Genomic DNA, 19,128 nt, shown 5'->3' on the forward strand with positions numbered 1-19,128 from the left:
CGCATGTCGCCGCGAAACAGGAGGAATACATGGCAGATCTCAAGGGTAAAGTAGCCGTCATTACCGGCGCCGCGAGCGGTATTGGCCTCGCAGGCGTCGAGGTCTTCATTGCAGCCGGTGCCAAGGTTATCGCGGGCGACATTCAGGACGAGAAGGGCCGCGCCCTCGAGACGCGCTTCGGCAAGGACAAGCTGCGCTTCGTCCACTGCGACGTGACCGACATGGACCAGCTGAAAGCCGTCATGGATGCGGCGCCGGCCGCCTTCGGCTCGCTCGATATCGTCTGGAACAATGCCGGCCATGGCGGCACCAACACCTCGGTCGAGGAGCTTGACCTCGACGGTTACGACCAGACCATGAACCTTCTGCTGAAACAGGTTTTCGCCGGTACCAAGTTCGCCATCCCGCACATGAAAGCGAAGGGCGGCTCGATCATCAACACGTCCTCGATCAGCGCAGTGACCGCCGGCTATGCGCCGATCACCTACTCGGTCGCCAAGAAGGGCGTCGCACACTTCTCGAAACTCGCCGCTGCCGAGCTCTCCAAATACAGGATCCGCGTCAACGCCATCCTGCCGGGCTTCATCGCCACTTCGATCTTTGGTGCCTCGCTCGGCCTGCCCCGCGAAGCAGCCGACCAGATGGCTGAGATGCTGGCCCAGGCCGGGGGCAAGATGCAGCCGATCGGCCGCGTCGGGCGCGGCACCGACATCGCCGAGATGGCCGCCTTCCTCGCCTCGGACGCCGCAGGTTTCATCACGGGCGCGGAATTCCTGGTCGATGGCGGCATGTGCGTCGGCCCGCGCCACAGCTGGGACGAGACCGCCGCCAGCCCGCTCCTCGACTCGCTTGGCATCACGCCGGAACAGGCCGAGCAGATGCGCCTCGCCCAGGCCGCGGCCGCTCAGTCCTGAGAGGCTGCGGCCTGCTGCGGCACCGTCTCGACGGCGCTCAGCAGCTCTTCCAGTGTCGCAGCTTCCTGAAAGAGGTTGCCCCGGTCGTCACTCAGGGCGTAGCCTGTTTCAGTCCGGGTCAGGGGAAAGCGCCGCCAGTGTGTCAGTGTACGGAATATCCAGACGGTCTCCGGATGCTCGCCCGCTGCCGCCCAGCCGGTCCACATATGGCTCACCGGCAGGCTGCGCCAGAGCCGGTCGATCTCGTCGATCTCCCCGGGTGAAAAACTCGGCATGAGCTCTGGCCCCTCCCCTGCGCCGCAGCGCCGTCCCCTGTCCGGCAATCTTCAGGGTGCGCTCTGGATGATTGTTTCCGGCGCAGGCTACACGCTCCACCTCGCCCTCGCCAAGGAAATCACGGCAGATATCCACCCGGTCTTCCTCGCCTTCTGGCGCAGCTTCTTTGCCTTCCTGCTGGCCTCGCCTTTCATCGTGTTCGGCGCCGTGAAGCTGCACACGGCGCGCTTCGGCGCCCTCGTCACGCGCAGCCTGATCGGCTCGGCGGGCTTCGTCTTCGGCCTCATCGCCATCTGGCCGGTCTTCGGCCTGCCGCTGGCGGAATTCAACGCCCTCAGCTTCACGCGGCCCCTGTTCGTCACTCTGCTCGCGGTCCTCCTTCTGCACGAGAAGGTCGGCATTCACCGCACGACAGCGGTGATCGTCGGCTTTTGCGGCGTCCTTGTCATGACCGCCGTGCCCGCCCTGCTCGGCACCGGCGGCGGCACGCACTTCAATGTCGGCAGCCTCTTCGCGATCCTGTCCTCACTCTGTTTCGCCTTCACCATCGTGCTGGTGAAATCGCTGACCGGCGTGCACTCACCCCTTGCCCTGCTGATCTGGGCGAACCTGCTTTCGTCCATCTTCATACTGCCGGCCGCCCTCGCCGTCTGGGCCTCGCCCAGCCTCGCGGAATGGGGCCTGATCCTCTCGATGGCGTTCTTCGGCGTCGTCGCCCAGTTCTGCTTCATCAAGGGCATGTCGATCGGAGATGCCTCGTTCCTCTCGCCGATGGACTACCTGCGCCTGCCGATGGGCGCGACCGCCGACTGGGTCATGATCCGTGCCTTGCCCGGCCCCTTCGTCTGGGCCGGCGCCGGCATCATCGTGTTCTCCACGCTCTACATCACCTGGCGCGAGCACGTGACGAACCAGAAGAAACCCATCCTCCCGCCGAAGCTATTCTGATGCCGAAATCCGCGACCCCTGCGAAACGCTGGCGCGGCTTTCTCGCCGCCACGATCAGCCTGTTTGCGGCCGGGTGCATCAAAGCCGGACCGCCGTCCCAATGCGATGCGCTGGAGTACACGGCGCTCTCCGGTCAGCAGATCAGCGCGATCGAGATTTATGATGGCAACAGCGAACGCCGGTCGCCAGAACCGCGCGTCACACTCCGTGACCCTGCACAGATCTCGGCGCTGCAATCCTTTCTGCTTGCGCGCACAGACGGCTGGTTCATCCCGGCCGGCGAAACGCACGATCCGCAGACACGCAAGCCCAACTCGGTGATTACGGCCGTTTTCAAGGACGGCGACGCCGCCATCGCACAGTTCGGCTACAGCCCGGCCGTTCTCGAAACCTCCGGCTGCGACTTTGAAGTGATCCTTATTCTGTCGCCCGCAGACAATGAGAGGACCGTCGAACTTCTCGGCGAAGCGCTCCCGCCGGCCGCGACCGGCGATTGAGCGCGGCGCCCGTCAATAGGCCCGCTGGGACCGCTGCCAGTCCGCGATATACTGATCGCGCCGCTGCTCCAGCCAGTTGTCGGACGACTCGTTGATCGCATCCACCGTCGCGTTCCCGCCCAGCCTGATGGCCGTCTCCCACTTGCCAGGATAATAGCCCGCGCCGGGGTCCTTGTTGGCATTGTTCAGGCGCCGGATGCGCGCGGCCTCTTCCGCCTCGGCCAGCATCTTCGATTGCGCCATCTGCCGCTGCCACTCTTCTTGGACAGCGTTTGAAATGGTCGCCTCCGGCACGCCCTTGGTCCGGGCAAGGTCGGCGAGACCCGGCTGCCGGCTGGGTCCGCAGGCAATCAGAAATTCTTCGACTTCGGGCGCCGGGCTGGTAGAATCCACGCGGTAGTCGCACAGCCGGCCCTGCTCGCGCGCCTGCGCCCAGAGCCGCTTGTGATACTCGGCGCGGGCGGCTTCCTGCTTGGCCCACTCGGCTGCAAGAATCTGGTTGCGCGCGGCCGCTTCACCATTCTGCACCTCCCAGGCACTGTTCAGCGACAGCTGGAAGTCGGCGTTCGCCGCGCCGACCGGAATGTCCGTATCCGCACGAAACCAGCGCCAGAGACCATCCGCAACCGACTTCGCGCCAACCATGCCGCCATGATCAATCGAGCGTCCGATATCGCTATAGCGCGGCGCCGTCGCGGCCGCGATCAGCGCTTCGGAGGGCGTGCCCAGATGCAGTGTGAACTCGAACCCGTTTCCCGCCGGAAACACCACGCCCCACATCACCGTGTTTTCCCTGAAGGTGTGCCGCGCGGGACTGTATTCGCGGTGATAAGCGGGAAACATGCCGATCGCGCCATCCGGCAGCGTCGCCGGCTGGCCGTCCCGGCGCACGGGGATGAGCAAAGGCCCGAAGAATTTCTGCGCCGGATCCCAATCGAGCGAGGGGCCCTCGATGAACAGGTCCTGCGAGAGTTCGGCATGGCAGCCCTGAAGCTCTACGCCGTCAGCCTGCCGCGCGGCCAGTGTCGACCAGATCGCCGGCGTGCCGAGCACCGGCGCCACGGGACGGCCCTCGAGATCAAGGATGCCGGCGCGCACAATGCCTTCCGGGTCTTTCCAGCGCGTCAGCAGCACGTCGCCCATCCGGTGCGCCGAGATGACCACACCGGCGCCGCCCATGAACTCGAGCTTCCTGGTCTTTCCGTCCGGCAGGAACAGGACCAGGTGGTGCTTGCCTTCCCCCTTGGCTCCGAGGCCGAAGAAAAACTCTCCGACCACGGCGGAAACCGGACGGTCCGCTGCGTTCACCGGCGGCTTGTCGCACGCGCGATCGGCACGCATCACCGAGACCCATTTGAAGTCGAACTTGTCTTTCCCTTCCCCTTTTCCGGCCATGTAGGTCCGGTGCTTGAGGTTCTTCGGATAGGCCTCGTCACCATGATCGATCACGACGGCGCCTTTCGTCGAGAAGGGCAGGACTTGGGCGTAGTCCAGCGGCACCAGCACCTTGCCATTGGCATCAGTCATTCCGTAAAGCGCGATCCACTGGTTGTTGCGCGTCTCCGGATTGCGGCAGTCATATGTCTGGCGCACGATCTTCACGATTCCCGGCGGCCCTCCTGGAGACGGCACGACCAGCGTATCTTCCACCGTGATGCCGGATTTCTCTTTCTTGCAGCTCTTCAGGTATTTCGGCAGGCCCTGCGCCTCCGCCTGAAGCGCGGCGAGGCCGCAAAGGTTGGCGAGCAGGATGGCCGCAGCCGCTACCAGAAAGCGCATGACAAGTTCCCCTTCAGCAGACAATTCTGGTCGCAGGCGCTGACTCGCGTCAAGCGCAAGCGAGCCCATTGTGAACACCAAACAAATCGTTTAACGTTCACAAAACGGAGCATCCCAAATGGCCAAAGTCCTCGTCACTGGCGCGACCGGCTTCATCGCCGGCCATGTCATCCACCAGCTTGTCGAAGCCGGCCACGAAGTCACCGGTACGGCCCGTTCTGCCTCCAAGGCCAACGCGCTCAACAAGACGCTCAGCGCCTATGCCGGCAAACCCATCCGCGTCGACATCCGCGCCGCTGACCTGTCCTCCGACGAGGGCTGGATGGAAGCCTGTCAGGGCATGGACTTCGTCCAGCACATCGCCTCCCCCATCCCGACGAACCTGCCTAGGGACCATGACGAGCTGATCACGCCCGCCCGCGACGGCGCCCTGCGCGTGCTCAAGGCCGCGAAGGCCGCCGGCGTGAAGCGCGTCGTGATGACCTCCTCGATGGCCGCCATCGCCTATGGCTGGGGCGACAAGCGCCCGACACTGCTGACCGAGGAACACTGGTCGAACTCCGGCAACCTCGCCGACAATACCGCCTATACCCGCTCCAAGACGATCGCCGAGCGCGCCGCCTGGGAATACGTAAACGGCGAGGGCAAGGGGCTCGAACTCACCACCATCAATCCCGCCGCGGTGCTTGGCCCGGTCATGAGCGGGGACTTCTCCGCCTCGGTCGAAATCCTCACTCAGCTCCTTTCAGGTAAACTCCCCGGCACGCCCCGCGTCGGCTTCGGCATCGTTGACGTGCGCGATGTCGCTTCGGCTCATGTGCTCGCAATGACGAACCCCGCGGCCGCCGGCGAGCGCTTCCTCGTCTGCGACAGGTTCATGTGGTTCTCGGAGGTCGCCAACACCCTGCGCGGCCAGGTGCCCGCCGCCTACGAGAAAAAGCTGCCGAAAGGCGAACTGCCCGGCTGGGTGCTGAAACTGATGGCGAACATCAACCCCGCCGTGAAGCAGGTGATCCCGGAACTGAACCGCGAACGCAATGTCTCGAACGAGAAGGCAAAGCGTATCCTCGGCTGGCAGCCCCGCACCGCCGAAGAGGCTATCATTTCCGGCGCCAAGAGCCTGATCGCGCACAAGGCGGTGTGACAGGGAGCACAGTCAGCGGGCGCCGGTTAGTCCGCATACGCGTCCAGGGACCTCAGCGCGCCTTGAATTTGCCGGAAGGCGACGGCAAGGTTGGGGGGGTATCGGCGCGAGGCCGAAGCACCTGAACCGGGGAGAGCCAATGTTGCGCAAATACCAGGCTGCTGTAGCCGCGATCCTGCTTTCTGGCTGCACGCCTCCTGCGCCCGCCGCGCCGGAAAGCGAGGTACCGCCCGCTACCGAGACTATTTCGGTTGCCCCGGCCGAAGTGCCTGCGCCGCGGGAAAGCATCGCAGAGATGCACGGCGCGACATGCACCTGGGGCGAGGTCGTGTCGTCCGGGGTTTCCATCTGGAGCTATACCTGCCCCAACCTTCGCCTCGCCGCCGATGAAACCTTGCCCGGCTTCCAGCGCGAGGAAACCGGCGCGGATGGCACCGTAACGCGCACACCGGTGATCCAGTTCTTTGCCAAACCGGCTGAAGCGCCGATTGGCGCTGTGATCGAAGCCGTGCGCGCAGCCTCGCCCGGTTCCGAATTGTGTGAGATCGAGCCTGGCGCGCAGGGCGATCATGTGCTGATGCCGACCGGCGAGGCGGCCGCGGCCTACAGCAAGTTCATCAGCGGAGAGGCTGAAGAGCCCAGCTTGCCCTGCGGGCCGCTCGGGCCGTCCGAGGCAGGTAGCAGGACGTTCCGTGTTCTGGCAGATGTGCCGGACAAGGTCATCATGATCGACTGGGGCACTGAACCGCCGGTTTATGACCCCGACACGCTGAGCGCCGCGAACTAGCCTGAAGGCTCAGATCGCCCGCCAGCCTTGCAGATTGCGACTTCTGCCTTTTGCAGCGACGCGTGTCGCCTGCGGGTGGGCCATGGCCGCCCTCAGAAATCGTACGCAATACCCTTGCGTTCCCAGTCCCCGTAGCGCGTCGGCTCGATCCCCTTCGGGCCGCCGCTTTCGTCTGCGGGCAGGGCCGCCTCGGCCTTCTTGCGCGCATCCGCCTCTTCCAGCGCCCGCCGGGCGGCTTGCGGCAACGCGGCCCGGCGCGCCGCTTCGTCTTCGGGGATCACAGCTTTGTCATCGGACATTTCACTCTTCCCGTTCCATTTACGATTTCCCATATAGGCTGCGTCCTGCAGATTGTCCGCCGGGCATGTTATGATTTCGCACAGTCAGGAGACCGCCTCGCCCATGGGCACCGCAAAGACTTTCATCCTCCTTTCCATGATGACCGCGCTGTTTGTCGGCATCGGCTTCATGGTCGGCGGCACGACCGGCATGATCATCGCCTTCGTGCTGGCGGCCGGCATGAACGTGGTTGCCTGGTGGAACTCCGACAAGATCGTCCTGAAGATGCAGGGCGCCCAGGAAGTGCCGCTCGACACATCGAGCCCCATGCTGCGCGCCTTCCGCCAGGATGTCGCGCGCCTTGCCGAACGCGCCGGCCTGCCGGAGCCCAAAGTCTACATCATCGACACGCCCCAGCCGAACGCGTTCGCCACCGGCCGGGACCCCGACAACGCTGCCGTCGCCGCGACCACGGGCCTGCTCAACATGCTGACGCGCGAGGAAGTCGCCGGCGTCATGGCGCATGAGCTTGCCCACGTGCAGAACCGCGACACGCTGACCATGACCGTCACGGCGACCCTCGCCGGCGCCATCGGCATGCTCGCGAACTTCGCCATGTTCTTCGGCCCTCGCGATTCCGAAGGCCGCGCCAACCCGATTGCCGGCATCGCCATCATGATCCTCGCCCCCCTCGCCGCCGGCCTCGTGCAGATGGCGATCAGCCGCTCGCGCGAATATGTGGCCGACAAGCGCGGTGCAGAAATCTGCGGCAACCCGCTCTGGCTCGCTTCGGCGCTGGAGAAGATCGAGCGCGGCGCCCGCGCCCAGATCAATCCGTATGCTGAGCGCTCGCCCGCGATGGCGCACATGTACATCTCGAACCCGCTGAACGGCCGCGGTCCGGACAATTTCTTCTCGACCCACCCGTCCACCGCCAACCGGGTGGAGGCCCTTCACCGTCTTGCTGGCGAAATGGGTGTCTCCTCCGTACGTGCAACAGAAGCGGCCCCGCGCCGTGCGGTTGGACCATGGGGCTGATCCTGACTGGTCCTGACCAAACCGGCCTTTCCGGGTGAGCGGCGCCGAATCCCGGCTGGCCGCCGCTGAACTCCTGCATCTGACGATCGACAAGCGGCGCACGCTCGACGAGGCGATGACACTGTCGGACACGTATAATGCGCTCGAAGGCTCCGACCGCGGCTTCGCCCGCGCCATCGCCTCGTCCGCGCTGCGCCATCTCGGCTGGATCGACCAGACTGTACAGCCGTTCCTGTCGCGCCCTCTCTCGGCCACCGGCATCGAGATCCGCGCCCTGATCCGCGCCGGCGCCGCACAGGTGTGGTTCCTGGATGTCGCGCCGCACGCCGCCGTCAACGCGACGGTCGATGCCGCCCGCCTGACACGCGGCGCCCGCTCTGGCGGCAGCTTCCTCAACGCCGCCCTGCGCCGCGTCTCCGAAGCCGTCCCGCCCGGCGAGACCTTGCCCGCCGAAGAGATCTGGCCCGCCTGGCTGCGCGCCCGCTTTGTGGGTAGTCTGGGTACGGACGGCGCCCGCGCCCTCGCCGAGGCCCAGCGCGCCGAACCCGCCCTCCACCTGACCGCTGTGCAGGATCCCGCCGCCCTCGCCGCCCTGATCGGCGGAACGCTTCTGCCGTCCGGCTCGGTCGAGGCGCCCGCCGGCGCCGTGGAAGAATTCCCGGGCTTTGCGGACGGCCAGTTCTGGGTGCAGGATCAGGCCGCCGCCCTGCCCGCGAGACTCCTCGCCGCCAAACCCGGCGAGCGGGTACTCGACCTTTGCGCCGCGCCCGGCGGCAAGACGCTGCAGCTTGCCGCCACCGGCGCGTCTGTCACCGCGGTTGACCGCTCCGCCCCCCGCCTTGAGCGCCTGCGCGAAAATCTCGCCCGTACCGGCCTCGCAGCTGAGGTCATCGTCGCCGATGGCGAGGCCTTCGCGGCAGAGGCCCCGTTCGACAGGATCCTTCTGGACGCCCCCTGCTCTGCCCTCGGGACGCTGCGCCGCCACCCGGAAGGCGCCTGGATCAAGACCGAGGCCGATGTCGCCCGCTTCCCCGGCGTGCAGGCCCGCCTGCTGGAGGCCGCCGCCCGCCAGCTCGCGCCCGGCGGCACGCTCATCTACTGCGTCTGCTCGCCTCTCGCCGCCGAAGGCCGGGAAGTGGTGGGTGCCGCGCTAAGCCGCGGGACGCTCGTCCGGGTGCCCGTTTCGGCTGCCGAATGCCCCGGTTTTGAGGATTGTGTCACGCCCGAAGGTGATGTCCTGACCCTGCCCGGCCCCTCGCGCAACTGTGATGCCTTCTATATCGCACGGCTCGCCCCAGCCCCAAAGTGAACGCAATTCCATAAGAAAATTCATGTCCTATTCAGGCGGTAAGCGGCTATATGGCGCCATCGCAGGTATGCAATGCGAAAGGAAGAATTCGAATGATGATGCAGCTTTCTGCTCACTCGGCCACGCGTAAAGCGCTTGCTGGCGCCTTGGCTGCCCTCACCCTGGCTGTCTCCGGCTGTGCCAACTCCTATGGCGTCGGCACGGCGAGCACCCGCTCGCTCGGACAGGCGTCGACCGTTTACACCGGCGTTGTCACCTCGGCCCGTGAAGTCACCATCAAGCCGGATCGCTCGCTGATCGGCACCGCCACCGGCGCCGTCCTCGGCGGCCTCGCCGGTTCGGAACTCGGCGGCGGCGACAAGGCCCAGACGGCCGGCGCCATCGGCGGCGCGGTGCTCGGCGGTGTTGCCGGTAACGCAGCCGGCAAGGCTGTCGGCACCCAGCGCGGCTATGCCTACATCGTTCGCTTCGACAATGGCGAAGTGAAAGAGATCATCCAGGGCGCAGACCTCTACATCCAGCCGGGCACCCCGGTCAGCGCCATCGCCGGCGCGGATGGCTGGAAGCTGATCCCCCGGTAAACCCGGTCCCGGTATCTACCGGAACCTGTAGAATCGGACAGCCGGCTGCCTTGTGTGGCCGGCTGTTCCCTTTTAGGGATGGGCCATGTCCCCCGTCCTGATTTCCCCTTCGATCCTGTCGGCAGACTTCGCCAAGCTGGGCGAGGAAATCCGCGCCATCGACGCCGCCGGCGCCGACATGATCCATGTCGACGTGATGGACGGCCACTTCGTCCCGAACCTCACCTTCGGCCCGCCGATTATCGAGAAGCTGCGCCCGCATACGAAGAAGCCGTTCGATGTGCACCTGATGATTGCGCCGGTGGATCCCTTCATCGCCGCCTTCGCCAAGGCCGGCGCCGACATCCTCACGGTGCACCCCGAGGCCGGCCCGCACCTGCACCGCACCCTGCAGGCCATCCGCGCCGCCGGCATGCGCCCGGGCGTCGCGCTGAACCCCGGCACACCCGCCAGCGTGATCGAGCCTGTGATCGATGATATCGACCTCGTGCTCGTCATGTCGGTGAACCCCGGCTTCGGCGGCCAGAGCTTCATCACCAGCCAGCTGAAGAAGACCGAACAGCTGCGCCGCATGATCGATGCCACGGGGCGCGACATCATCCTCGAGATCGACGGCGGCCTGAATGCCGAGACCGCGCCGAAAGCGATCTCGGCCGGCGTCACCGCCATCGTCGCTGGCTCCGCCGTCTTCCAGGGCGGCCCTTCTGCCTATGCCGAGAACATCCGGGGCTTGCGTCCCAAAGTCCGGGTTTGATCGGGCAGTCATCTTGGACGGCAAGGACTTGTCAGACAGTAACGACGACTTCCAGGCAGACCGGACCCGGACGAGCAGCGATGACGCCGCTCTCTGGCGCCGCTTCCGCGGAGTGGCCGGCGAGGACGCCAAAGTCTCCACGCTCCAGAAACTGAAACTCACCGGCCACGGCCCGGACACGTTCAGCCTCCACCTCGAGAACCTCTCGCCTCCGGATGACCGGCGCGGCGAAGCCCTGATGGCCGGCATCTGGCGCATCGGCCAGCAGCGCATTGCGCTGGAGCCCGGCCAGGCGCCCTGGGCGACCGAGATGCCGTCGCGCCATTTCGCCGACCGCATCCATCGCTTCGCCTGGGTTTCCGACCTGATGGCCCAGAGTGAGGACGGGCGCGCCCGCGCCATTGCGCTTACCGATGACTGGGTGGCCAGGTTCGGCAAGTTCCACGGCTTCGCCTGGCGCCTCGAGCCGACCGCCAGCCGCTGCTGGAACTGGCTGCGCTGCGGTCCCGCGCTGCTCGAAGCCGGCACGCTCGAGGCGCGCACCGCGCGCGTCGACGCGCTCGCCCGCCAGCTGCGCTACATCCATGAGACCATCGCCTCGGTGCACGATCCGAAATCGCGCTGGCTCGGCGCCGCCGTGCTTGTCGCCAATGCACTCTGCCTGCGCGCCGGCTCCGGCCTCGGCGACGCGCTCGAGCGCCTCGAGTCCGAATGTACCGCGCAGATCCTGCCCGATGGCGGCCACGTCACGCGCAGCCCCTCGCACGTCCTGTCCTCTCTGGTCCACTTGCAGACGCTTGCCGGCGCCCTCGAGCGCGCGGGCCGTCCCGTGCCGGACTGGCTGGACAAGTGGATCCCGCGCATGGGCGCCATGCTCGCCTTCTTCCAGACCGGCGACGGCGCCCTCAACACCTTCCATGACGGCGACGAATCCCGCCCAGAAGCGGTGAACGCCGCCCTCGCCCGCCTGCCCGCGCCGCCCCGCAAGTTCATGTTCGCGCCGAAATCCGGCTTCCAGAAAGTCGAGAAAGGCGGCCTTCGCCTGGTGCTCGATTGCGGCGAGGCGCCGCCCCGCCCCTTCGGCGACAACGCCCGCGCCGGCGCCCTCGGCTTCGAACTCTCCGACGGCCCCGCGCGTATCGTCACCTCCTGCGGCTACTCCGCCGAGGTCAACGTCGACTGGCAGGCCGCCGTCCGGCGCACCTCCGCCCATTCCACCCTCGTCCTGGGCGGGCGCGATTCCGCCAGCTTCATTGTCAATGACGAGACCCGCCTGCGCGCCCTGATTGGCCCGGAAGGCATAGCCGCCAAGCGCCTCGAGGAAGCCGCCGAGATCTGGCTCGACGCCCAGCATGCCGGCTACAAGGCCGCCTACGGCCTCCTGCACCGTCGCCGCATCTTCATCTCCGGCGAAGGCGACCGGCTGACCGGCGAGGACTCCCTCGTCCGCCCCGTCGCCCAGGCTTTCAACGAGGAGAAGAAGTTCATCCCCTATGAGATCCGCTTCCACCTCCACCCCACCGTCACCGCGATGATGGGCAAGGACGCGATCCGCCTTTTCTGCGACACCGGCGCCGTCTGGCGCTTCCGCACCAGCCACGAAGGCGCGCGTCTCGAGAAGACCGTCTACCTCGCCCGCGGCATCGTCGAGCAGCCCGAGCAGATCGTCCTCGCCGGCTTCGCAGACCCCAACGGCGACGGCAGCCAGCCCCCCAACGCCATCCGCTGGGCCTTCGTCCGCGAGTCTTGACGCATGCCCCCTCCGTGGTAGGCCCCGCGCGAGCCAGCCCGCGAGGAGATTCCCGATGACCGCCCCCCTCAAACTCCGCCGCGCCCTGATCTCCGTCTCCGACAAGACCGGCCTCATCGAGCAGGCCGCGCGCCTGCGCAGCCACGGCGCCGACCTCATCTCCACCGGCGGCACCTCGAAAGCCCTGAAAGACGCCGGCCTTCCCGTCAGCGATGTCTCCGACCTGACGGGCTTTCCCGAAATGATGGACGGCCGCGTCAAGACGCTCCACCCGGCCGTCCATGGCGGCCTCCTCTTCCTGCGCGACAATCCCGCCCACGTCGCCGACGCCCGCGCGCACGGCATCGCCCCGATCGACCTGATCTACGTCAACCTCTACCCCTTCGAAGCCACCGTCGCCTCCGGCGCAGACTTCGAAACCTGCATCGAGAACATCGACATCGGCGGCCCCGCCATGCTGCGCGCGGCGGCAAAAAACTACGCCTTCGTCGCCTGCTGCACCGACACCTCCGACGTGGACGCCGTCCTCGCTGAACTCGACGCCAATGGCGAGATCAGCCACACGACCCTGCGCCGCCTCGCCGCCAAGACCTACGCGCGCACCGCCGCCTACGACGCCGCCATCTCCCAGTGGTTCGCCCGCCAGAACGGCGAGACCGCGCCGGACTGGGCCGCATTCGGCGGCCGTCTCCAGCAATCGCTGCGGTACGGCGAGAACCCGCACCAGAAAGCCGCCTTCTACGTCACCGGCGAGAAGCGCCCGGGCGTCGCCACCGCGCGCCAGCTTCAGGGCAAGGAACTCTCCTACAACAATATCAACGACACCGACGCCGCCTATGAGCTGATCGGCGAGCTCGGCAAGGAGACGCCCGCCGTCGCCATCATCAAGCACGCCAACCCCTGCGGCGTCGCTCTGGGGGCTGACATCATCGAAGCCTGCACCAAGGCGCTCGCGTGCGATCCCACCTCCGCCTTCGGCGGCATTGTCGCCCTCAACCGCCCACTGGACGAAGCCACAGCAAAAGTTATTACCGACATCTTCACCGAAGTCGTCATCGCGCCCGGCGCCAGCCCCGCCGCCGAGGCGATCTTCGCGAAGAAGAAAAACCTCCGCCTGCTGATCACGGACGGCCTGCCCGATCCGGCTGCCAGCGGCCATTTCGCCAAGACCGTCGCCGGCGGCTTCCTCCTGCAGGACCGCGACGCCGGCCGCATCACGCGCGCCGACCTGAAAGTCGTCACGAAGCGCGCGCCCACCGAGCAGGAACTTGAAGACCTCCTCTTCGCCTGGCGCGTCGCCAAGCACGTGAAGTCCAACACCATCGTCTACGCGAAAGACGGCGTCACCGCCGGCATCGGCGCAGGTCAGATGAGCCGCATCGACAGCGCCCGCATCGCCGCCCGCAAGGCGGAAGACGCAGCAGAAACCGCTGGCTGGGCCGAGCCGAAAACGCGCGGCTGCGTTGCCGCGTCCGATGCTTTCTTTCCGTTCGCGGACGGTCTCCTCCAGGCCGCCTCCGCCGGCGCCACCGCTGTCATCCAGCCCGGCGGGTCAGTGCGCGACGACGAAGTCATCGCTGCGGCCGACGAAGCCGGCCTCGCGATGGTCTTCACGGGGATGAGGCATTTCAGGCATTAGAGCGCCGCTTGCTCCTGGGCCAGGCCGACACTCAGCCCCTCCGCACGTCTCTTGCGCGCCCCATCTTCAGAGATGCGCTTCCAGAGTGATCCCACTTGCCGCCTCTTCCGCCGACGCCCGCGAAGGCGGCGATCTCGCGAGGCGCTTGCCGGAACCAAGCCCCGCCTTCGCGGGAAATGGCGCAACCCGGAGAAGACCAGACAAGGAACCTACCCCCTACCCACCCGGGCGAGTTCATCCGTCAGCCGGCTGACGATCTCCTGGCGGGTCTTCCAGCTGAGCCATGCCTTGTCCATGCGGGAGAGCCAGTGCGAATTCACCGCCGACTGTTCAAGCCCCAGCTCGCGCGGGCGCTTCATCACGCGCGCGCCCAGAACGCCTGCCGCATGCGCCATCTCTTCGGGGCTGGCGAAGTAAAGTTCGTGGCCGCGATGCTCCAGCGTCCACAGCGGATACCCCTTCCCCGGCTCGGCCACCGGAAAGGGCGGATCAAACCGCGTGGCACTATGCGCGGCCCCGTCCAGCGGCCGGTGCACGAAGCGGCTCAGCGGCGTACGCGGCGACGCGGCGACATGCTCCAGCCGCAGGCGCACGGGGGCCTCAGTCCAGAGGCGGCCAGCCCCACGGCGCAGGCGGGGCGGCAACCGGTTTCGTGGTGTCGAATTCTACCCGCAGGAAGCGCTGCGGGCGTTTCAACTCATAGGCAAAGAGGTTCGCAGACGGATCAACTTCAACGGCCCAGACATTGGTCTTCGAAACCGGGATATTCTCGCGGTCAAAAAGATCCTTCGTCGCCTGATCGGCCGGAAACTCCTGGCGCAGCGCATCAGCGGGCGTAGAGGCAAAGCCGCCATACTGCGTCAGCGCATCTTCGCTGCCATCCTCGTGGCGATGGTCATGGCGCAGTTCCCAGTCATTGCCGACCTGCATCAGCACCCAGGTGCGCGAGCGGTCCTCGCCCACGTGCAGCGGGATCGTGATGTAGCCGGGATCGCAGCTGCGCACATGCATCACAACACGCTGGGCACGCCAGTCATCATCCTGCGCGTCAGTGGTGACGATGCGCCCCTCGAAGGCCTTCCCGCACAGCGGCGCAAGCGCGGTCTCGAAAGCGGACGGGGCTGGCTCCGCCGGCGTCACGCAGGCAGCAGCAAGAAGGGCGAAGGCGGGCGCGAGGGCGTGTCTGAAAAGCATGAAGCCCAGCCTAGAGCGGCGTTCCGAAAAGTGGAAGCCGGTTTTCGGCAGAACGCCGCGACCAACAAAATTGAAAACACCGCCCCGATTTATCGGGACGGTGTTTTGCCGGGCTTCAAAGGAAAGAAGAAAGGGGCTGACCTCAGGCCGGGTTCGGCGAGGGATCAATCCCGGGGCGCTTGCGCTTGCCGATGATCGGCACTGCCGACGACGGACCGGCATCGTCCTCGGACGAGTCCGGACGCGACGGGGGCGTCCCTTTGATGAGGGCGGCAATCTCGTCGCCGGAAAGCGTTTCGTACTCGAGCAGTCCGAGTGCAACGGCTTCCCACTCAGCACGCGCTTCAGTCATCACGCGGCGGGCGTCTTCCTTGCCTTGTTCGATCAGCTTGCGGACTTCTTCCTCGATCTTGCGTGAGGTCTCTTCCGAGATGTGCGAAGACTGCATCAGCTGCTGGCCGAGGAACACATCGCCCTGGTCCGAGCCGTAATCGACCGGGCCGATGATGTCCGAATAGCCCCAGCGCGTGACCATCGCGCGGGCAAGGCGCGTGGCTTGCTGGATGTCGGAGGCGGCGCCGGCGGTGACATTGTCGAGGCCGAATTTCAGCTCCTCGGCAACCCGGCCGCCCATGATGATGGCGAGACGCGAGGTCATCTCGACCTTGGACATCGACAGCTTGTCGTCTTCCGGCAGCTGCATGACCATGCCGAGCGCGCGGCCGCGCGGGATGATCGTCGCCTTGTGCACCGGATCGGCCGACGGGACTTTCATCGCGACGATGGCGTGGCCGGCCTCGTGCCAGGCAGTGAGGATCTTTTCCTTTTCCGACATGACCATCGAGCGGCGCTCGGGGCCCATGAGGACCTTGTCCTTGGCGTCTTCGAACTCGGCCATCGCGACAACGCGCTTGCCGCGGCGGGCAGCGAGGAGGGCAGCCTCGTTGACGAGGTTGGCGAGGTCGGCGCCGGAGAAGCCGGGCGTGCCGCGGGCGATCGTCTTGGAGTCGACATCCTTGGCGAGCGGAACGTTGCGCATGTGGACGCGCAGGATTTTCTCGCGGCCAATGATGTCCGGATTGCCGACGGTGACCTGACGGTCAAACCGGCCGGGACGCAGCAGCGCAGGGTCAAGCACGTCCGGACGGTTGGTCGCGGCCATGATGATGATGCCTTCGTTGGCTTCAAAGCCGTCCATCTCGACGAGGAGCTGGTTCAGCGTCTGCTCGCGCTCGTCATTGCCGCCGCCGAGGCCAGCGCCGCGCGAGCGGCCGACCGCGTCGATTTCGTCGATGAAGATGATGCAGGGCGCGGAGCGTTTGGCCTGCTCGAACATGTCGCGCACACGGGATGCGCCAACGCCGACGAACATTTCGACGAAGTCCGAACCGGAGATGGTGAAGAACGGCACGCCGGCCTCGCCTGCGACAGCGCGGGCGAGCAGCGTCTTACCGGTACCGGGCGGGCCGACGAGCAGCGCGCCTTTCGGGATCTTGCCGCCGAGGCGCTGGAACTTGGACGGGTCCTGCAGGAACTCGACGATTTCCTGCAGCTCTTCCTTGGCCTCATCGACGCCGGCGACGTCATCGAACGTGACGCGGCCATGCTTCTCGGTGAGGAGGCGGGCGCGGGATTTGCCGAAGCTCATCGCGCCGCGTGTGCCGCCGCCCTGCATCTGGCGCATCATGAAGAAGACGAAGGCCACGATCAGCACGATCGGCAGCAGCGAGAGCAGCACCGAGGCGACGTTGTTGCGGCCGACATCGGCCTCGACCTTGAAGGGGACGTTGTTGTCGCGGAGGATCTGCTCGGTCGTCATGTCGAGCTGGCGGATCTCGGAGATCATCTTTTCGCCATCGGTCGTGGTGACCATCAGCTTGGTGTCGCCAAGGGTCGCATCGGCCAGCTTGCCCTGTTCGGCCATCGTATAGATTTCCGAAAGCCGGACCGGCTTGGCACGGGCGACTTCGGGGTTGCCCCCCATCATCACGGCCATCCCGATCACCAGAAGCGCCAGAGCGCCCCAAACGGCAAGGTTACGAACATTCATGGCAGGTCTCGCACGGTGGAAACTGGGTTGTCAGTGAAGATAGGCGTCAAACCCTGCAAAAACGACTCCTTTCATGTGCAAGACGTCAAATCTTGCGCAGAATTGATAAAAAGCCGCGCCGTGGCAGTAATACGTGCCGCCAGGACCCCCGGATCAGCGGGGCAAATGCCGCTGGCCGGCTCGGCGGAAAGCCGAAGGCCCGTGCGCCTCGGCCGCAGGCGGACCCCGCCCAGGGTGGCGCCCCGGAAGCCGGACGGCGCAGCGATCCGGGCGGCAAGGCCCGCCAGGTTTTCTGATCGGGGCGGCGTTTCACGCCCCGCCACGCATTGGAGCAGGACACCGAGCCCTCGGGCGGCGCGTTCCGGCGGAAGGCCGGCGAGGCCGGCGGTAGCCGATCCGTCGGCCACGACGCCGACGCCCAACAGCCAGTGGGCGAGGAAGGCATCCTCTACGGCGCGCAGGCGGGCGAAGCCCTGCTGGCAGATAAGCGTGCGTGCGTGCAACCCGTCCGCCCCGGCGAGCAGGCGGCGGACCCGGATACGCTCGTAGGCGGGATTGGCGTTGGAGGGATCGTCGATCCAGACTGCCCCTTCCCGCTCGAGGGCGGCGCGCAGGGTGTCCCGCGTCTCGCCAAGCAGGGGCCGCGCGATCCAGATGCCTTCGCCTTCCGGCCAGACGGGTGACAGGGAGAGCCGGCGCATGCCGGCGAGGCCGTACCAGCCGGAGCCCTGCCGGGCGCGCATCAGCACGGTTTCGGCCTGGTCCGTGGCGGTGTGCCCGGTCAGAAGGAGCTGGCCCCCTTCTGCGCGCAGGGCCGAGGCGAGCAGCGCGTGCCGGGCGCGGCGCGCGGCCGATTGCCGGGCGAGGGGCGCTTCCCAGGCCAGCGTCTGATGCGCGAGGCCGAGCGATTGGCAGAGCGCGGCCACCTGCTGCGCCTCAGCGGCGGCTTCCGGGCGCAGCCGGTGATCGACCGTCAGGACACGGAGGGTCTGGCCGCGCGCGCCGGCCCAGCGGCTTGCGAGGTGCAGGAGCGCGCGGGAATCGCTCCCGCCGGACACAGCCACGCCGATGGGGCCTGTGCGCAGGTCTTCCGGAACGGCGCCGAGCGCCGCGTCAAACCGTGCCTGGAGATCTAGCTGTCGCACCCGGACCGGGTCCGCTCGACGGCGGCGAGGTCGCGCACCACTTTCGAGGCGTTGGGGTAGCGCTTCGGCAGCGTGTCGAGCGCGGTGCAGGCCTTGTCAGCCTCGTTCAGGAACCGCATGGCGCGGGCAAGGCGGACGAGCGCATCCGGGGCGCGCACATCATCCGGGTACGACCGGATCATGGTGGTGTAAGCCGCGCCGCTTTCCGCATAGGCCTGCTGCTGGTGGAGCGCTTCGCCGAGCCAGAAGTGCGCCTCGCCGGCCTGCTTGTCCTTGCCGAACTGGTCGATAAAGGAGCGGAACGCCTCTTCGGCGCCGGCATAGTCGAGACGGATCAGGCGCGACTTGGCCTCGGCGAAGAGCGGGCCGGCTTCGCCGGGAAGCTGGCTGGCCGGCAGGGTGCCGAGCGAGCCTTCCGGCAGGCCGCTGGCGGCGGCGGCGGCCGGGGCCAGCCGGACCGGGCCCGAGCTGTCGGCAGCGCGGCCGTTGGACGGCGGCACGCTCATCGCGAAATCCTGCGGGGCAGGCTGGGTGGCGGAATAGGCGTCGACCACCGGCTCCGGCTCGATGCCGAGGATGACCTGCATGCCGGCGATGGCGCGGGACTGGCGGTCGAGCGTCTGGCGCATCGCCTGCGCCTCGCGGGCGAGGGTTTCGTTATCGGTGAGGAGTTCCTCGTTCGCCTCGCGGGCGCGGCCGAGATCGAACTCGAGCGATTCGACGCGGCCGTTGAGGGCGCTGACCTGATCTTCCAGCCGGTTCATCTGGACGAGCGTATCGGCCGCCTGCTGGCGGGCCTGGTCGACCTGCACGGAGAGGTCACCGGTGGTGACGCCTTTGGTGATCGGGGCGCCGCGGGTCGGCGTGGTGACGGTCTGGGCGACGGAGGGCACGATCAGCAGGGCACCGACGGCAACACTGGTGAGGGCAGCTTTCAACATGGCGGGAAACCTCCGTCGATACGCAAACTGGATGGGAGCACGGCAGTAAAAGGAACAGCCGGGGCCAAATTATGGCGCCCGGCTGTTTTGGACCATCTGCTAT

Annotated in this window: 19 protein-coding genes; 11 read left to right on the forward strand and 8 right to left on the reverse strand. The window is 66.8% G+C overall.

Going from position 1 to position 19,128, the window contains the following annotated elements:
* The first annotated feature begins 29 nt into the window (after positions 1–29).
* Positions 30–914 carry an SDR family NAD(P)-dependent oxidoreductase gene (locus tag Q0C17_RS16745; protein WP_291208808.1) on the forward strand — a complete coding sequence of 295 codons (885 nt, stop codon included), beginning with the start codon at positions 30–32 and terminating at the stop codon, positions 912–914.
* On the opposite strand, the gene Q0C17_RS16750 is transcribed toward Q0C17_RS16745, so the two are convergent.
* Positions 905–1,189, reverse strand: a complete 285-nt coding sequence (locus Q0C17_RS16750) for a hypothetical protein (RefSeq protein ID WP_291208811.1) — start codon at positions 1,187–1,189, stop codon at positions 905–907. The genes Q0C17_RS16745 and Q0C17_RS16750 overlap by 10 nt on opposite strands.
* Between Q0C17_RS16750 and Q0C17_RS16755 the strand changes: the two genes are divergently transcribed.
* Both Q0C17_RS16755 and Q0C17_RS16760 read left to right on the forward strand, forming a co-directional pair.
* Positions 1,188–2,138: a DMT family transporter gene (locus Q0C17_RS16755; RefSeq protein WP_291208814.1), complete on the forward strand. Its 951-nt coding sequence runs from the start codon at positions 1,188–1,190 to the stop codon at positions 2,136–2,138. The genes Q0C17_RS16750 and Q0C17_RS16755 overlap by 2 nt on opposite strands.
* On the forward strand, positions 2,138–2,635 hold the full coding sequence (locus Q0C17_RS16760) for a hypothetical protein (protein WP_291208817.1): 498 nt from the start codon (positions 2,138–2,140) through the stop codon (positions 2,633–2,635). Before Q0C17_RS16755 ends, Q0C17_RS16760 begins: the two co-directional genes overlap by 1 nt.
* Positions 2,636–2,647: 12 nt before the next feature.
* Here the strand turns inward: Q0C17_RS16760 and Q0C17_RS16765 are convergent, their stop codons facing one another.
* On the reverse strand, positions 2,648–4,414 hold the full coding sequence (locus tag Q0C17_RS16765) for a hypothetical protein (protein WP_291208820.1): 1,767 nt from the start codon (positions 4,412–4,414) through the stop codon (positions 2,648–2,650).
* 118 nt (positions 4,415–4,532) lie between these two features.
* Between Q0C17_RS16765 and Q0C17_RS16770 the strand changes: the two genes are divergently transcribed.
* Together Q0C17_RS16770 and Q0C17_RS16775 are read left to right on the forward strand one after the other, a co-directional pair.
* Positions 4,533–5,558 (forward strand): aldehyde reductase, encoded by a 1,026-nt coding sequence (locus Q0C17_RS16770; RefSeq protein WP_291208823.1) that lies wholly within the window; start codon positions 4,533–4,535, stop codon positions 5,556–5,558.
* A gap of 139 nt (positions 5,559–5,697) precedes the next feature.
* Positions 5,698–6,345, forward strand: coding sequence for a hypothetical protein (locus Q0C17_RS16775; protein WP_291208825.1), 648 nt, complete (start codon positions 5,698–5,700; stop codon positions 6,343–6,345).
* Positions 6,346–6,437: 92 nt separating this feature from the next.
* Here Q0C17_RS16775 and Q0C17_RS16780 read toward each other — a convergent pair whose 3' ends face one another.
* Positions 6,438–6,644: a DUF1674 domain-containing protein gene (locus tag Q0C17_RS16780; protein WP_291208827.1), complete on the reverse strand. Its 207-nt coding sequence runs from the start codon at positions 6,642–6,644 to the stop codon at positions 6,438–6,440.
* Between the two features lie 103 nt (positions 6,645–6,747).
* Between Q0C17_RS16780 and htpX the strand changes: the two genes are divergently transcribed.
* The 6 genes from htpX (at position 6,748) to purH (ending at position 13,695) form a co-directional block, all read left to right on the forward strand.
* Positions 6,748–7,662 (forward strand): zinc metalloprotease HtpX, encoded by a 915-nt coding sequence (gene htpX, locus Q0C17_RS16785; RefSeq protein WP_291208830.1) that lies wholly within the window; start codon positions 6,748–6,750, stop codon positions 7,660–7,662.
* A 34-nt stretch (positions 7,663–7,696) separates the two neighbouring features.
* Positions 7,697–8,971, forward strand: coding sequence for a transcription antitermination factor NusB (locus tag Q0C17_RS16790; RefSeq protein WP_291208833.1), 1,275 nt, complete (start codon positions 7,697–7,699; stop codon positions 8,969–8,971).
* Between the two features lie 92 nt (positions 8,972–9,063).
* Positions 9,064–9,552, forward strand: coding sequence for a glycine zipper 2TM domain-containing protein (locus tag Q0C17_RS16795; RefSeq protein WP_291208836.1), 489 nt, complete (start codon positions 9,064–9,066; stop codon positions 9,550–9,552).
* A gap of 85 nt (positions 9,553–9,637) precedes the next feature.
* Positions 9,638–10,306 carry a ribulose-phosphate 3-epimerase gene (gene rpe / locus Q0C17_RS16800; protein ID WP_291208839.1) on the forward strand — a complete coding sequence of 223 codons (669 nt, stop codon included), beginning with the start codon at positions 9,638–9,640 and terminating at the stop codon, positions 10,304–10,306.
* A 28-nt stretch (positions 10,307–10,334) separates the two neighbouring features.
* Positions 10,335–12,056, forward strand: a complete 1,722-nt coding sequence (locus tag Q0C17_RS16805) for a heparinase II/III family protein (protein WP_291208841.1) — start codon at positions 10,335–10,337, stop codon at positions 12,054–12,056.
* A 55-nt stretch (positions 12,057–12,111) separates the two neighbouring features.
* On the forward strand, positions 12,112–13,695 hold the full coding sequence (gene purH, locus Q0C17_RS16810) for a bifunctional phosphoribosylaminoimidazolecarboxamide formyltransferase/IMP cyclohydrolase (protein WP_291208844.1): 1,584 nt from the start codon (positions 12,112–12,114) through the stop codon (positions 13,693–13,695).
* Positions 13,696–13,904: 209 nt separating this feature from the next.
* Here purH and Q0C17_RS16815 read toward each other — a convergent pair whose 3' ends face one another.
* From Q0C17_RS16815 to ybgF, 5 genes are all read right to left on the reverse strand, one after another.
* Positions 13,905–14,288, reverse strand: a complete 384-nt coding sequence (locus Q0C17_RS16815; RefSeq protein ID WP_291208847.1) for a hypothetical protein — start codon at positions 14,286–14,288, stop codon at positions 13,905–13,907.
* Between the two features lie 7 nt (positions 14,289–14,295).
* Positions 14,296–14,889 (reverse strand): hypothetical protein, encoded by a 594-nt coding sequence (locus tag Q0C17_RS16820; protein WP_291208849.1) that lies wholly within the window; start codon positions 14,887–14,889, stop codon positions 14,296–14,298.
* Between the two features lie 142 nt (positions 14,890–15,031).
* On the reverse strand, positions 15,032–16,939 hold the full coding sequence (gene ftsH / locus Q0C17_RS16825) for an ATP-dependent zinc metalloprotease FtsH (protein WP_291208851.1): 1,908 nt from the start codon (positions 16,937–16,939) through the stop codon (positions 15,032–15,034).
* Positions 16,940–17,010: 71 nt separating this feature from the next.
* Entirely contained in the window at positions 17,011–18,084 is a 1,074-nt protein-coding gene (gene tilS / locus Q0C17_RS16830; protein ID WP_291208854.1) for a tRNA lysidine(34) synthetase TilS, read from the reverse strand.
* A complete protein-coding gene (gene ybgF / locus Q0C17_RS16835) occupies positions 18,072–19,025 on the reverse strand; it encodes a tol-pal system protein YbgF (RefSeq protein WP_291208857.1) in 954 nt (317 codons plus the stop codon). Before ybgF ends, tilS begins: the two co-directional genes overlap by 13 nt.
* Positions 19,026–19,128 lie beyond the last annotated feature (103 nt).

This window comes from Hyphomonas sp., from assembly GCF_022844445.1.
Lineage (GTDB): Bacteria > Pseudomonadota > Alphaproteobacteria > Caulobacterales > Hyphomonadaceae > Hyphomonas.